Consider the following 15,445-nt stretch of genomic DNA (forward strand, 5'->3'; position numbering starts at 1 on the left):
ACTATTCAATATCAGCGGTTAATGGTAACGTAAACTTCCCGTTATAAAAATCAAGTGTACGCTGTTGCATTGTTAACTGCGACTTAAGGCGAACGTGTTCTATTTTAGCATTTAAATAGACATTGGAAGCCAATTGCAATTCGTATAAACTTACAAGGTTTCTTTCGTACTTTTTTTGAACGATATCCAATGCTTTGGATTTTGCCTTGAGCGTTACCTGATTAAGCTTTATTTCAGCTTTCAAAGCCTCGTACCTTTGTACCATTTCCTTAATTGCCTTATACACTTCTTGTTTTTCTATATCCAGGTTATTACTGGCTATTTCCAATTCTTTTTTTGCGATCTTTATCTGGCTTCTCGTCCGCCAGTTGCCAAAGATGGGATAACTCATCGATATCCCGATGTACTTTGACTGATTGTTCTTTAGCTGATCGCTTAAAGAAATGGTCTCTCCGTTTACATCTTTAAAATTATCCGAATAGCTGGTTGAGATGTCACCGCTTAACCGGATCGTTGGAAATAAAGCGGTCCTGTTGAGCTGGAGTTGTTTTTTTGACGTAGCGACCTGCAATTTACTTTTTTGCAGATGGGGCAATACCTCCTGTGATACACTAAAAACCTCATCTACCTGGAAGGTCGTACTATCTGATGAAACTGCATTTTCTAAGGGAGCTGTCAATTCAATATCTTCAGTATTCAGGTTCATTTTTTGAATAAGTGCCAGTTTTGCCTGATCCAGTAGGTTTTGAGCTTTAAGTACTGCAAGGGCATCCGCTTCGGTTGTTGCTTCTATTTCATACAGATCGGCTTTTGCCATTAATCCCAGTTCTACTTTTTTAACGATGGCTTTTTCTAATAACTGATTTGTAGATTGTTGTTTCTCTACTATCGTTAATGCTCCTTTGCAATACAATACCTGGTTGTAGAGGTCCATAATTTTAAAAGCCAGGTCGTATTCGGTTTGTTGGTTATCCAGTTTACTCGATTCATAGATAATTTTTTGATAGGCAATTTCATGCCATTTTCTAAAAGCCTGAAAAAGCGTTAATGAAGAGGACAATCCTCCGCTAAGCCCGGAAACAAAACGGGTATCGACAAAGCTATTCGTAACAGGGTCCAGTGTTCTACCGAAACTTACATTATAACTGGGATACGACACATTGATGGTCGGCAACATATCGCGTTTGCCTTGCTGCCAACGCTCTTTACTGATAGCCAGGTTCAGGTCCTGTGTTCTTTTATTAAGGCTGTGCTTAAGCGCATAGGCAATACAGTCGTCTAAGGTCCATTGAGTTTGCGCCTGTACCCTAAACATAAATAAAAGTCCGAAAACCAATACAGTTAAACGTATTCTTAATATCATTAATTAGTTCATCTATACATTCCGGCTTTTTAATGTCTAACACTATGCCAAAGATCACTAAAAACTGATAATCAGTAATTTAAACCAAAAAATACAACCTGATTAAAAACAGGGATGTCAAAATAATGGACAAAATATGTAAAAATATTTTACACTTTATAAAGCAAAACAGCAGGAATACCTAGATTTGGATAAATTAATATATCGGATGATCCAAGGTAAAATACTTATCATAGACGACAATAAGAGTGTGCTAAGCGCCCTCGAATTATTGTTGTCTACCGAATATCAAACGGTAACAACCCTGTCTAATCCCAATGCTATTACATCTATTTTCGATATTCATATATACGATGTGATCTTATTGGACATGAATTTTTCAGCCGGTGTTAATACGGGCAATGAAGGTTTTTATTGGTTAAAGCGTATCAAAGAGCTAACACCCGAAACCTCAATGGTTATGATCACTGCCTATGGCGATGTCGAAATTGCTGTCAGGGCCTTAAAAGAAGGTGCTACAGATTTCATTCTTAAACCCTGGGACAATAAAAAGCTTTTAGGAACCATACATGCTGCATACAAATTACGGTTATCGCAATTGAAAGTTAAAGCATTAAGATCGACACATCAAAATCTAAAATCGATCATTAACAAAGAAGGGCCATATATCATTGGACAGTCTAAGGCCATCAACAAAGTCTTAAAACTGACGAAAAAGGTGGCAGCTACTAATGCCAATGTGCTGATCACAGGTGAGAATGGTACGGGGAAAGAGCTCATAGCAAGGGAAATTCACAAAAACTCCCGGCGACAACACGAAGTACTTGTAACCATAGATATGGGAGCCATACCCGACACCTTATTCGAAAGTGAATTGTTCGGGCATGTTAAGGGCTCTTTTACAGATGCCCATAAAGACCGCCCCGGAAAATTTGAAGCAGCCAATAACGGCACTTTATTTTTAGACGAAATTGGCAACCTGCCTTTGCCTTTACAATCTAAATTACTATCGGCATTACAAAACCGACAGGTATTTAAAGTAGGGTCGAATAGCGGCATCGATGTCGATATCAGGTTAATTTGTGCTACTAACAGTCATTTGGAAAATCTCGTCAGTAACGGGTCTTTTCGGGAAGACCTGCTTTATCGTATCAATACCATACATATAGAAGTACCTCCGCTACGCGACCGGGAAGATGATGTCTTGATCCTGGCGGACTACTTTTTAAAAAGATATGCTTCCAAATACGGTAAAAAACTTTCGGGTATCAGTGTCCTGGCCAAAAAGAAATTACGGAACTACAATTGGCCGGGAAATGTACGTGAATTACAACATACCATGGAAAGGGCTGTGATTCTAAGCGAAGGGAATACTTTGAATGCAGATGATTTTCTGTTTAAAACCGCCGTTTCATCCAAACACATAAACGATATGGAAACCCTGGATGATATGGAAAAGCTTATGATCACCAACGCTTTGCATAGGCACGAAGGCAATTTTACGGCAGCGGCCAATCAATTGGGGATAACCCGACAAACATTATACAATAAAGCAAAACGGTACGGTATCCACTAGACCATGAGTAGTAAAATATTATATTTTAAGATCGTTTTCAGGGTATTATGTCTCTTGGCTACCTCTTTCGGAATGGCCTATGCCATACTCCACAAGCATACGGATTACGCCATTTATACAGGAATAATTATTATAGCACAGGTTGCAGGGCTTATAAATTTTTTAAATCGCACCAATAAAAAAATTGCTGCCTTTTTTGAAGCCGTCGAAAACGACGATTCCACCATACATTATCCGCTATATATAAAAAACAATTCCTTAAAGGAACTACACAAAGGTTTAAATCGGGTCAATAACCTCATCCAGAACATAAAAATAGAGCACGAAACCCAGGAAAAATATTATCAGGCCATATTGGAGGATGCTGCAATCGGAATCCTTACCATCGACAAAGAAGGGCATATTTATACGGCAAATAAAAGTGCCAGAACTATCTTAGGACGTAGTCCGCTGACCCATATAAGACAGCTACAACACATTAACAAGAGCTTACATTACCTTCTTACAGTTCATAAGCCTTTTGACCCGAAGTTATTTCAATACACTAACGAACGTGAAATTATAAAGCTTTCTGTTAAAGCAACTCCCTTGATATTGAATAAAAAAGAACTGTTATTGGTCCTTATTCAAAATATCAATGCCGAGATCGAGCAAAACGAAATAGATTCATGGAATAGCGTCTTTAGTGTTTTGACACATGAGATCATGAATACCATAGCCCCCATTACATCCCTGGCAGAAACACTGGTAGAAAAAACCAATACACTGATAAATGCCCGGGAAAATAATAACATAGATCCCAATACAATCAAGAGCATTTCAAAAGGACTGGATGTTATAAAAGAGAACAGTTATAATTTGGTAGATTTTGTAGATTCGTACCGGGCACTTACCAAGATCCCAAACCCCGACAAGAAAATGCTGTCGGTAAGCATCTTATTTGAAAAAATAAAGATCTTGTGCAGCCAGGAAAAGGGATTTGAAAACACTTCGTTTAAAACTGAATCAGACAACAATCTAGAGGTTTTTGCAGATGAAAAACAGCTCCTACAGGTATTGATAAACCTGGTGAAAAATGCCCTTCAGGCTATCGATGGCAGCACTAACGGGATCATCGGGCTTAGCGGCAAAAGAACAGGTTCGGGTAATATTATCTTGCAGGTAACGGATAACGGCCCCGGTATTCCTACAACACTCATAGAACAAATATTTATCCCTTTTTTTACTACTAAAGATGAAGGTACCGGAATAGGGCTAAGCCTTTCCAAACATATTATGAAACTCCACGGCGGTAGCATAAAAGTAAGCTCCATTCCCGAAAAAGAAACAGTATTCACGTTAAGTTTTCCCGGTTATGAGCACTTCTAAAAATCCGAAATTTGAACTTCATCCTTTTTATTCCGATAAAACTCAGATAAAAAATCACCGGCTACAAGATATCCTGATTAAGTTTAAGTTTTACGATTATTTAATATAATGTCAGGTCGGGCCCTCCGGCTATCAGGATAAACTAATTCGGACGGACAATAAATAACCCTTTTTAGAAGACGGCATCTCAATGGCCGGGGCGGCAATATTTTAAACAGAACATCAATGAATACATTAACAAAAGTATTTTAAGATTTCTTAGAATTAATCTTATTGATCTGTCTTTCTAAGGTCAAGTTTATGAAAAAAAGTTACCATTAATGTGTGATCATTTTCAATACGTCTGTCATTTATGATGATGTATTGGTTCATATACCCTAAACTTAATGTAAAAGCATTATTTATGGGAATGTCAAAAGCCCCGTAAATTCTATTTTGACTGAAGTTTTTATTGTCTGTATATTTATCAACATCTAAAAAAACCTGATTTGAGAGTGAAAAACCGAGGATTGTTTTGCCTTCTTCAGAACGTATAATTGGCACTTTTGTCCCAAATACCAGCCGCAATCGGTGCCTTGTTCTGTCTTTCATAATACGCTGTTCCAGCAGCATTCCATAATTAACTGAAATTGTCTTTATCTTACTTTTTATACTAAACTGTTCATAAATACGGTGCTCCGTTCTTTTTTCCGTGACTGGATGTGCCCCGTAAGGAAACAACACTACCCATTCGTATCCAGCCCCAAAGCTTATATTTTGTAAGTAGTCGTAACTGGCACCAAATCTTAATTTTGATTGTTGCCATTCTTTAACAAAATTGTGACGACTCCATGAATATAACGTTTCAACATTGAATTTTTCGGTCAATCGATATTTTCCTGAGTAATACCACCACGAATTAAACTGGTCTGCCTTTTGGGCCCTGGCAACAAAACATATAAAAACGAAAAAAATTATTATCAGTACTCTTTTCATATTTAATATGATCTTTTTTTTCCTGAAAACCTGATAACACTTCCAGTCCCTTTATGAAATACCCCTTCATTTAAGACTATCTTTTGCTCCTCTAAGACTTGTATTTCAAAACCTTCGAAATCTGCTCGTATTTGCTCCGGTGAAAATAGCATGTCAACATCCTTTGGACCCCCTGCTCTTGAATCAATTTCCTGGTATTTAATATGATTTTTACTAAAAGCTTCAAAGATGACAAGTCCGCCGGGTTTAAGAAGTCTGGCTAGTTTTTGATGAATGACGTGAATTTTCCATGATGAAAAATGTGCATAGATCAAAGCAATAGCGTCAAAAGACTTATCTGGCAACTCCACTTTTTCTATATCATCTACAACATAATTAATACTTACAAGTTGTTCTGATGCGAGTTGCAATGCCTTTCTTTGTCCCTCTTTACTTAAATCTATTGCTGTTACGTCCCAACCCAACTTTGCAGCAAACACACCATTGCGGCCTTCGCCATCGGCCGGTAATAAAATAGTTCCCGGTTTTAGCTTTTCTATTTGCTCTTTAAAGAATATGTTAGGTTCTTTACCATAAGCAAAAGCAGGATCTTGGTATCTTTCATTCCAGAATTCCTTGTATTTTAATTCGCTTTGTTTTTTCATAATAGTATTTGATGTATGGAGTGTAAAATTATTACCTTGCTGGTGGTATACACCAGGACAAAATTGAAGTAGTATTGGACAAATCCTAAATTTTCAGAAGACTACCCTGCCTTTTTACGCATAGTAAATGAAATAACTACAGCTATGGACATCAAAACTCCGGCAACAATGAATGTTGTACTCATTCCCTTTGAAATATCTTGTCTCCGAGCTATTTCAAAATCGCTTGTGCCGACAGCAAAAGCAAATAAAGCTCCCAGTACCGAAGCACCTGTAACAAGACCTAAATTACGTGACAAGTTAAGCACGCCTGATATAACACCTCGCTGGTCTTTATTTGCTCCCATCATAACAGATGTATTATTGGCCGCCTGAAAAAGTTGATAACCCGGTGTTAAGATTGCTAATGCGATTATATATCCAATAACTCCATACTTATTTGGCAATATTGATAATGTGAACGCCCCCAGTACCATTACCAGCAGGCCCGTTATTACAGTTTCTGTTGCTCCAAAACGGTCAACAATACGACCAGATGGAATTCCTGTAAGTGCAGAAACCATCGGTCCGACCGACATAACCATCCCAACAAAAGTTTCATTAAGTCCTAATGCTAACGATAGATAAAATGGTCCGACAACCAATGTTGCCATCATTACAGCAGAAACAAAAGAGTTCACAATCAAACCAGCACTTAAGTTTCTGTCTGTAAATGCCGATAATTTTATTAAAGGGGATTTCGCTTTAGCTTGAGAATATATAAATGCACCAGTACCCATAACAGCAAGTAAAAGCAATAGAACATTTACCAAATTAAAACTTCCTTTACCTATCGTCATTCCCAGGGTATAAAAAGCAAGCGTTACTGCTAATAAGAACGTTCCTGTCCAATCAATTTCTTTACTCGATAACCGAAACCTGAATGCCCTGCTTCGTGCCTCGAAACCAAAGTATTTCTTATGAGAATACCTCGTGGGTTTACCCCGGAGCAGATTCCTTTCATGTGTCACTCTCGCTTTAGCCACCGGCAGGTACTTATATGTTAAGAACATATTTAAAACACCAGGCGGAACCATCATCAGGAAGATAGTTCTCCACCCGAAACTTTCTATTAAAATGCCTCCAAGTGTCGGGCCCAACGCTGTCCCTATTGCCGACATTGTACCCAACATTCCCATAGCGCTACCCATTTTTTTCTCTGAAATGGCTTCACGAAGAAAAGCCATAGTAAGCGCTATTAAAATAGCTGCACCCACCCCTTGGAAAGAACGTGCTAAGATCAACATCCATAATGCCGGGGCAATACCACAGGTAAAGGATGCCAGAGTGTATACAATAAGACCAATCATCAGCATACGCTGCAAACCCAAAATATCACCCAGCCTTCCTATGCTTACAATCACAACAGTAATCGATAAAAGATAGGAGATCACGACCCATTGTACGGATTGAAATGTGGTAGAAAAAACTTCGGTTAAGGTTGGTAAAGCAACATTGGCAATGCTGACACCCAAGGAGGCCATTAAAGTGGAAATCGAAAGACTTGTGAGTATCCATGTGTTTGGTACTTTTTTCATTTTTACGGATTAAAAAGTTTAATTCGTTTCAATGCTATAGCTATTAAATACAAGCCAATTGCATAAATGAGATGGATTATAAAAACCTTTAAAAGATGTTGTGAAGAGTCGGGTATTTTAGAGAATACAATTCCAAAACCAAATAATGGTTGCATTATAAAAACAGCCGGTAAAAGCGAAACCAACCCAACCATAATTGAAGGCAATAATGTAGGCTTCGAAAACCATTTACTACCGTAAAGCAATGGTAATAAAAAAGAAAAAATCACGCCGATAAAATAATGCCCGAACAAACCATAAAACCTTTCGTTTTCTGCACTTGGCGTTTGTACGATGGTATGGTGTGAAAATTGCCCTTCTATAATATATGCCAACCACCTGCCTAAAAAGAGCACTCCTCTGGACCTGATTTCAAAAAAGCTTGCAATGAATTTCCAGAAATCAATAAAAAGTGTTGCCCCTATACCCGCCAAAATGGTTTTATAAACGGTTTTCATCCTATCTGCTCATACTAAAATTATACTACAAAAGTACTTTTGACAAGCTTGTAAATATTAGGATTAAACTGAAGTAGAATAGGACTTATTTAAGTTTTTGCCTGAAAGCCTCTGGGGAATAACCTGAGTGTTTTTTAAAGAATCTAATGAAATATGAAACATCCTCATACCCTAAACGATAAGCTATTTGATTTATTTGATTGGATGTTGCCAAAAGATACCGCTTGGACTCTAATATAATTTGTTCGTTGATAAGTGCCGATGCTGTTTTTCCCAATGTCTGTTTTGTTATAGAATTTAGCTGGTAGTTTGACAAATTTAACATCCCGGCATATTGAGACACCTGCTTTTCACTGGCAATATTTGTTTCTAACAGCTGTAAAAACGCTTCAAGACGTTCCTGAACATACAAATCTTTATTTTCAATTGCTTTATTACTCTTATTCCTTAACCTCATTAATGTTACAAATAGAATTCGAAGATTGGATTTTATCACCTCATTATAAGCTTCCGGTTTGTTCTTGTATTCATTAAAAATTGACATCGACAGAACATTCAATCCTGAAAAGCTTTCTTCATCCAATTGATAAAAGTTTTTATTGCTTGCCTTTTGTAATAAAATGCTTGGCTCTTTTTCAATTGGGTAATAAAAGGAAACATTAAATTGAATCATAAAACCTCTACTATCACTTCTTAACTCTAATTTATGCACCTGACCCGGGCGAACAATAAATATCGAATAATCAGTTACATCATAACTAACGAAGTCTATTTCATGGTTTCCAAACCCTTTTTCCAAGATTAAAAAGAAATAGAAATCATGTCTATGAAGTTCATGAACCATCTCTCTCCCTTCAAGTAAATCTTGCAACTTCCTTATAGTGAAATTCCCCAATAAGTCTGGCTCTTTTTGCGTAATAGCAATATGTCTTATCGGAATAGACTTCATGTAGATGAAATAAAAGAATTTAAAAAACGCTACAAATTTAATTAAAAAAGGGGAGCGCCCATCTTTACTCGATAATAGGGCTTTATTCCGTATAGGTATCGGGAGCTACGATGCTTGCCCCTGCGAAATATTCCTAACGGAATTTCAAAGGGCTTCCCTTTGTAAAATGTTTTGCCTATGCGCGATGGTTCCAGAGTAGTTTACTTAAAACTCCCATTTTCTTTTATGCCGGTTGACGGGCCGGAGCTTTATTTATCCATTTCATTTATCATATAATACAATGCCTTAACCAGGCAGTCTCATATGATGTTTTAACCAAAATATCGACAAGCAAGGTCTCGTTTTCATTTCATGCCTTTTTAGTTTCAATCTTAATTCTACTCGTACATACTAACTTTATATACTTCCAGAACCCGAAACGGTATTTTTTAATTTCCTTCAGTTCAATGGCATTATACATCTCATCAAAATTGTCGTAAAACAATCCGCTTATTTTGAATGCGGTTTTTGATGTTTTATCTACCAAATGAATGGTTCGATACGTTTCGTATCTGCCGTATTCCACAGACTTTATATACCCGATAAAGTTTTTTAGCTCTATGCTTTTCCCAAAAGGGCGGTATATGGAATAGTATTTAATCGTTTGGGCAGCTTTGTTGATGATGATTCGTTTATAGTCTTTGAAAATAATGAGCACCACCCCGAAAAGAGCAGATAGAAACAACGACATAACCATTGGGTATACGTCAAATTTCTTAAATAGGAGACTGTACAACATCAACCCAATGAGTACCAACAAGCCTATGGTACCTAGAATCATGGTGATGAACCATGAGACAAACCCAGATTTTAGTTTGCTTTTTATCATTTATATTTTCACTTTACCAAATTAATTATCCAGCATCCTTTTCAGCACCGCTATTTGCCCGTTGTGCCAGCTTTGATGTTGTGGAAGCCACAGCAGTGCCTCATATTTGGTTTTAACGGCAGGATTAGGCACTTCGGTATCGTTGTCCAAATCTTTTTCGTTGATATTTTCCAGGTTTCTTAGAATGATGGCCATCGTAAGTTCATAAGCGGCTATCAACTCTTTTGTAGAAGGCTTTTCTTTTTCAAAATCGGCAGGGTTTGATTTGGGGCCATAGAATTTAATGTAATCGGGTAGGTTTATTTTTTCTTTAAACTCTGTACTTGCCCCGGAAATCGAGGCTATTCCATGTAAATAATTGGCTAAAATAATATGCCCTATTTGCCAGTTCAGATTGGTCTTTAGTACACCGGGCGTTTCATTCCATTTTTCAGGTAGAATGTCGGTTATTAACTGGTCGGTTTTTCCTTTTACCAAAAGGATTTGTTCGCTGAGTATTGTTGCTTTCATCTGTATGACGGTTTATTTTATAAAATTCAATATTATTTTCGGGTTATCTTCAGTTGTTTTAAATCACATCAATCACTTTTTCCAAAACATAATGGATGCCTGCCACAAGAGCGGTAATAAGCAAAAGCAATCCCAACCGAATTACCGTGGACTTTATACTGTGCTTTAGCATCTTCTGCAACAAAAAAATATCTAAAAGGATAAACAATAATGCAATGACTGCCCCAACCCTTACACCGATATGAAATAAGGCATAATCATAAAAAAGATGAAGCAGGTACCATACCCCTCCATCTGATATATGGTTAGGGCCTAAAACCATTCGCATATACACAATCCCTAAAAGTAAGGATATGGCTATCCAGATTAAATAAGTTAAAATTTGCTTTAGGGTCTTCATCTATTGATTTTTTGAATGATTGGTCCGGTCGTTTTTTTATATGGCAATCTACTATTAATGGTATGTTTTTACTCGATTATCGAGATTTAAATGCTCCGACGCTTGTCCTTATGAAATATTCCTGAACGGAATTTCATAGGACTTACGTCGAAATGTTTTGCCATGCGCCAGCTGGCTCCATCGCTAAAAAGGTCTACCAGACCTTTTCTTTACGCTTGGCCCTCTCGTGGACTTGCCCCAAGATCGTTTACTGGTTGTCCGGGTTAATAAAATTCTTCCGGATTAAATGCTAAAGGGTTTTCTATTGATTTTAAAGTGACAGGGGTTTTTAAGTTGAATGTTTTCCATTCCACAGATTTAGGCTTGCTCTCTGAAATAAGTCCCTTGCTTATTTTCATTTTACTGGTCAGAAAGTTTATGCTATAATCTGTTGTATTGCCATTTCCCCTGTGCGTTTTAAATAGGTCGAGTCCGATCAACACAAATTCATTTTGTCGGAACCGAAATTTATAAGCATATGTCGTTGTGTCCCAGCTTCCTGCGCTATACCATAACCTAAATAAAATGCTTAGGATGCCTGTTTCGCTGATTTTAAATCCTTCAAAGGGTTCGTCCACTGTAGGGTAATCACGACAGACGATAAGCTTATGCGATATTAGTTTCATTTTAATTCAGTCCCTATTTGTAAAGCTGTTTCGATATCATGTGCCAATTCTTCTATGATTTTTACACTTGCCAATTCTCCGGTAGGGAAAGAAAAAAGTCCGTTTTCGTTTTTTACTGCAAGGTACATTTGCTGGTTCTGGAAAGATAAAAGTATAGGCTGGTTAAATTTTTCCTTTAAAGCAACGATTCGTTCCATAAGTGCTGTAGATAGTACATAACGAGCTTCTACCTGGTCTGTACTGTACACTATAAACTGATTGGTAAACCTTGGATCTTCCAGATTGATCCGCTGTTCCTCCTTAAAATTGCTGCTGAAAAACCGGTTTAATTTAGAATTCTGGTTATTGGTTAAAATTACGGTATGCCCTTTGAGTGATTTCTTAAACCCTAACCAGCAAAACATTCCTCTAAAAGTGTAATAAACATTGTCTGCTGATTTGTTAGTGAATATATTCCTGAGTACAAACTGATATAATATCACCATCATATTCAGTATTGGAACTCGCATAAAACTATCTGCGATTTTATTAGATACGTTTTCCTCAACAATACCTATATCGGCAATGTTAACTGCCTTACCGTTTGTTACACTTCGCAGTTGCCCGTAATTGTACATCGTTGCGTTTGTCCTTACCCAGGCAAAGAGCTTACTTTTTACTATTTCGTTAGCCGGAACAGCAGTGTTCTGGGCAAAACGCAGCTTTGGGAACAACATTTTCACCATTTTAGCCATGGTTTCCGTTTCCTTTATTTTAAATTTTCGAAATGCCCCAGCAAATACATATGTGGTCAGGTATAATAAAACCATCAGCCCTATTAAAGGGTATATACTTGCATAAGGATTGTCGGACGTAGGCTTAAATTGCTCAAAAAAGTAAAAAAAACTATTCGCTGAATCCGGAAAATAATTCGTAGCCATAAGCAATAGCATGAATACAAAATACAGTCCTGTAATAAGCCACATTGTTCTTTGAAAGAACAAGGTTCGTTTTCTTTTTTGGCAAATGACAGATAGGTCATTACTTACCTCTGCATATACCCTTTTCATCAAATGCTCCATAGCTTAACTATTGGGCCAACTTAGGGTATTCCAAGGACTCTCCGGGTTTTCTGACACCTGTTTGTAGAGGTGGTACACTTCTTCTCTGTAAGAACGTTCCCGGTGTTGTTGGTCGAAAGCAAAACCAATAATAAAACTTTTCCCGAACTCTTCCCAGGAAGAGAAATGGTTTAAGGCGAGTTCCCTGGCAAATTTAATGACCTTGAGTGCTTCTTCTTCTGTGATTATATTTGTAGTATAGGCTTTTCTGGCCTGTCCTACCAAAATTGCCGCATCATACCCGGCAATGCCCGAATCCATTTCGTCATCAAAAGTAATAAGTCCATTTTGCTTGAGTTCGTTTCGTACTTTATTGGATTTTAGTACTTTTAGATAATTGAAGGCTCTTTCATTGTTGCCAAAATAATCTTTCATGCCTTTTTCCCAGTTTTCTTCGGGTTGGGTGTTTATCATCTTATAAATAAAGTCATAATACCAACGTCTGCCATCTTTCATAAAATATTCGGTGAGGTCCCAATAACCTTCCCTGGTATCTATGTACCATCCTTTTAAGTAGCGATTTGCAGATTTTGGATCAAGAAATGTTAGAGTATTCGTGTCTGCTCCCCACCACTCCGCTAAAGGTGTGTAAAGTGCTATGGCAAATAGTTGTTCTCCGGTTAGAGTACCGGTTTCCGACGTTTTGAATTTCACTTTTTTTAAATCAGCTTCGTCATAACCTTCTTTGGCTGTTTTAAAGTATTTATAAGCATAGGAAATAACGGCTATTGCCAGTATTACATAGCCATACCATGGTAAATTTTGTAACATTTGCATCCTTATATTCGATTTTAGTTATTTAGCAATTCGGTAATATTTATTTCTTTTTGTTCTGCTTTTGGAATCTCTAATAGCGTTTCTGCTTTATCTTTTCTAATACCAGCCACTATGCTTGCCGGAAACATTTGTATTTGGTCATTATAACTTGTTACCGCAGCGTTAAATGCTCTCCTGGCTGCGGAAATCTGGTCTTCCATATCAGACAATTCAAACTGAAGATTTATAAATTGTTTATCGGCTTTTAAATCTGGATAGTTCTCTACATTAACGTTCAGCCCGCTCATCACTTTCGTCAATTCATTAGAGGCTTCTATTTTTTCTTTAGGCTCGATTGCCCTTTCTATCTGACCACGTAACGCTGTAACTTTTAGTAAGATTTCTTTTTCGTGTGCCAAGTATTTGCTGAGCATTGCTGCCAGATTCGGGATTAAATCAAACCGCTTTTTAAGATAGATCTCTATACTTCCAAAGGCCTGTGCCATCTGGTTTTTTTTAGCAATTATTTGGTTGTTGATTACAATTCCCACTATGGTAACCAGTAATACAACTGCGACTATTACAGCTATTTTCATGATTTTTTATTTTAATGACTATATTTTTTCACTTAACTTCTATTGCTTTTTCGGGTTTTACCTCCCCGGTTTGTAATCATATCAGGCCTTGACACCCCTAGTTTATACTTTCGCGGAAGTGATATTTGCTTATTTTTTTAATTTCATTTATTTCTTTTCCTGTCAGTTCTCCATTGTGATATTGCAGGCTTAGGTTTTGCAAAAATGTACCCTCGTTAGACATTATATCTAACTTACCTGCTTTTTTCCATTTCCATGCAAATACCCCAATTGGGCTGGTCGTTTCTTCTCCACAAGAAGATATTTGCTTCTCCTCTGCACTAACAAACTTTCTGGTAAAGTGTAGCACTAAATAAATTTCTGTGCCGGCACAAGAATTGTCGTCAGGGGTTTCTTCGCAAACAGAACCTGTTTTGGCAATAAAAGTTTTATTTATTATTGAGTTTTTATTTTTTTGAGCATGCATCAAAAAAGACATTAACATGAAAGCCGATACGATTAACTTATTCATTTTAAAAATTTTAACACTTGCTATAATGTGTCATTTTTGCTCCAAAGTCGTTTACGAACATATCGTCTAAATCATCTGCTTTAATGGCTAGTTGTGCAATATCTTCAAGAAATTCTTCTTTGTTCTCTGAATATAAATCACTGATGTGTATGCGATAGGAAAGGAATATTTGATTGTTGGAAATCGATAATCTATGCTTTCCCATATCCGCCGTTAAAATATACTCATATACTTCGGCTAAATTTTTACGTGGCAGATCGTTTAAAGGAGAGGTGGCAAACAAATAATTATTATCGTATACAAACATCCGTATTTCAGCACTGCCCTGATGAAAATACCAACGTTCTCTGCCGGTACGTGCCAAAACGGGATCTACATTTAACCTTTTGATTGCTTCTTCTACTTTTGAACTAAAATCGGAAATCTGATTTTCTTCAAATAGCTTTTCATCGATGTCGTTTCCACAATTAGGGCAATAATCCGTTTTTTCTTCAATGAGGTTATTGCAACTGGTACAGGCTATGGTAAACTCACCAGATAATTCGCTTACAATTTCCAGTTCTTCGCGGAGCGTTTTCGTTGGAATGGCAAACCCCATATTGTCTGCATTGGTAAATTTGGATGTTACGATGCCCACCAGCTCGCCTTTTTCATTAATTACGGGACCTCCGCTGTTGCCCGGATTAATGGCGGCATCGGTTTGTATAAAATTGCTACCGTCAATAATCTGTCTGGGATTAGACACTATACCTTCGGTAACGGTAAAGGGCATCCCATACGGATATCCCAACACCAGCACTTTATCTCTGGAGGCGGTTTCGTTATCGTGGTTTGTACGGATTATCCCGGCAGGTTCCGGTAAATCTTCTGCTTGTAAAAAGGCAATGTCCTTTCCTTGATTTATATACACAACCTTTGCCAAATACCTATTTTTGTCTTGCCCCTCTATACTCACTCTTAAACAACCGGATACCACGTGATAATTGGTCACAACAACATTGTCTTGCAGGCTGTAAAAGCCTGTTCCGCTCCCATTTGCCGTATTAATCCTATAAACAGAACTTTCTATACTTTTTAATACACTCATTAT

17 protein-coding genes are annotated in these 15,445 nt (G+C 37.3%); 2 read left to right on the forward strand and 15 right to left on the reverse strand.

Annotation, left to right across the window (positions count from 1 at the left end):
• Window position 1: 1 nt before the first annotated feature.
• The gene (locus MQE36_RS16075; protein ID WP_242936990.1) at window positions 2–1,363 is read right to left on the reverse strand and encodes a TolC family protein; all 1,362 of its coding nucleotides are present in this window, start codon (window positions 1,361–1,363) and stop codon (window positions 2–4) included.
• A gap of 208 nt (window positions 1,364–1,571) precedes the next feature.
• Between MQE36_RS16075 and MQE36_RS16080 the strand changes: the two genes are divergently transcribed.
• A complete protein-coding gene (locus MQE36_RS16080) occupies window positions 1,572–2,939 on the forward strand; it encodes a sigma-54-dependent transcriptional regulator (RefSeq protein WP_242936991.1) in 1,368 nt (455 codons plus the stop codon).
• A gap of 3 nt (window positions 2,940–2,942) precedes the next feature.
• On the forward strand, window positions 2,943–4,307 hold the full coding sequence (locus MQE36_RS16085) for a sensor histidine kinase (RefSeq protein ID WP_242936992.1): 1,365 nt from the start codon (window positions 2,943–2,945) through the stop codon (window positions 4,305–4,307).
• Window positions 4,308–4,577: 270 nt separating this feature from the next.
• Here MQE36_RS16085 and MQE36_RS16090 read toward each other — a convergent pair whose 3' ends face one another.
• From MQE36_RS16090 to MQE36_RS16155, 14 genes are all read right to left on the reverse strand, one after another.
• Complete coding sequence (locus MQE36_RS16090; protein ID WP_242936993.1) at window positions 4,578–5,282, reverse strand: DUF2490 domain-containing protein; 705 nt, start codon at window positions 5,280–5,282, stop codon at window positions 4,578–4,580.
• A 2-nt stretch (window positions 5,283–5,284) separates the two neighbouring features.
• On the reverse strand, window positions 5,285–5,926 hold the full coding sequence (locus tag MQE36_RS16095) for a class I SAM-dependent methyltransferase (protein ID WP_242936994.1): 642 nt from the start codon (window positions 5,924–5,926) through the stop codon (window positions 5,285–5,287).
• A gap of 101 nt (window positions 5,927–6,027) precedes the next feature.
• The gene (locus MQE36_RS16100) at window positions 6,028–7,503 is read right to left on the reverse strand and encodes an MFS transporter (protein ID WP_242936995.1); all 1,476 of its coding nucleotides are present in this window, start codon (window positions 7,501–7,503) and stop codon (window positions 6,028–6,030) included.
• 2 nt (window positions 7,504–7,505) lie between these two features.
• Window positions 7,506–8,000 carry a DUF2938 family protein gene (locus tag MQE36_RS16105; protein WP_242936996.1) on the reverse strand — a complete coding sequence of 165 codons (495 nt, stop codon included), beginning with the start codon at window positions 7,998–8,000 and terminating at the stop codon, window positions 7,506–7,508.
• An 85-nt stretch (window positions 8,001–8,085) separates the two neighbouring features.
• The gene (locus MQE36_RS16110; protein ID WP_242936997.1) at window positions 8,086–8,949 is read right to left on the reverse strand and encodes a helix-turn-helix domain-containing protein; all 864 of its coding nucleotides are present in this window, start codon (window positions 8,947–8,949) and stop codon (window positions 8,086–8,088) included.
• A 349-nt stretch (window positions 8,950–9,298) separates the two neighbouring features.
• On the reverse strand, window positions 9,299–9,817 hold the full coding sequence (locus tag MQE36_RS16115) for a hypothetical protein (RefSeq protein WP_242936998.1): 519 nt from the start codon (window positions 9,815–9,817) through the stop codon (window positions 9,299–9,301).
• Window positions 9,818–9,838: 21 nt separating this feature from the next.
• Window positions 9,839–10,327, reverse strand: coding sequence for a DinB family protein (locus MQE36_RS16120; RefSeq protein WP_242936999.1), 489 nt, complete (start codon window positions 10,325–10,327; stop codon window positions 9,839–9,841).
• Between the two features lie 58 nt (window positions 10,328–10,385).
• On the reverse strand, window positions 10,386–10,727 hold the full coding sequence (locus MQE36_RS16125; protein ID WP_242937000.1) for a hypothetical protein: 342 nt from the start codon (window positions 10,725–10,727) through the stop codon (window positions 10,386–10,388).
• 263 nt (window positions 10,728–10,990) lie between these two features.
• Entirely contained in the window at window positions 10,991–11,392 is a 402-nt protein-coding gene (locus MQE36_RS16130) for a hypothetical protein (RefSeq protein ID WP_242937001.1), read from the reverse strand.
• Window positions 11,389–12,441 carry a DUF3137 domain-containing protein gene (locus tag MQE36_RS16135; RefSeq protein ID WP_242937002.1) on the reverse strand — a complete coding sequence of 351 codons (1,053 nt, stop codon included), beginning with the start codon at window positions 12,439–12,441 and terminating at the stop codon, window positions 11,389–11,391. Before MQE36_RS16135 ends, MQE36_RS16130 begins: the two co-directional genes overlap by 4 nt.
• A gap of 15 nt (window positions 12,442–12,456) precedes the next feature.
• Window positions 12,457–13,263: a DUF1266 domain-containing protein gene (locus MQE36_RS16140; protein WP_242937003.1), complete on the reverse strand. Its 807-nt coding sequence runs from the start codon at window positions 13,261–13,263 to the stop codon at window positions 12,457–12,459.
• 20 nt (window positions 13,264–13,283) lie between these two features.
• The gene (locus MQE36_RS16145) at window positions 13,284–13,844 is read right to left on the reverse strand and encodes a LemA family protein (protein ID WP_242937004.1); all 561 of its coding nucleotides are present in this window, start codon (window positions 13,842–13,844) and stop codon (window positions 13,284–13,286) included.
• 97 nt (window positions 13,845–13,941) lie between these two features.
• Window positions 13,942–14,355, reverse strand: a complete 414-nt coding sequence (locus MQE36_RS16150; RefSeq protein WP_242937005.1) for a hypothetical protein — start codon at window positions 14,353–14,355, stop codon at window positions 13,942–13,944.
• A 10-nt stretch (window positions 14,356–14,365) separates the two neighbouring features.
• The gene (locus tag MQE36_RS16155) at window positions 14,366–15,442 is read right to left on the reverse strand and encodes a trypsin-like peptidase domain-containing protein (RefSeq protein ID WP_242937006.1); all 1,077 of its coding nucleotides are present in this window, start codon (window positions 15,440–15,442) and stop codon (window positions 14,366–14,368) included.
• Window positions 15,443–15,445: the final 3 nt, after the last annotated feature.

The organism is Zhouia spongiae (assembly GCF_022760175.1).
In the GTDB taxonomy this organism is placed as follows: domain Bacteria; phylum Bacteroidota; class Bacteroidia; order Flavobacteriales; family Flavobacteriaceae; genus Zhouia; species Zhouia spongiae.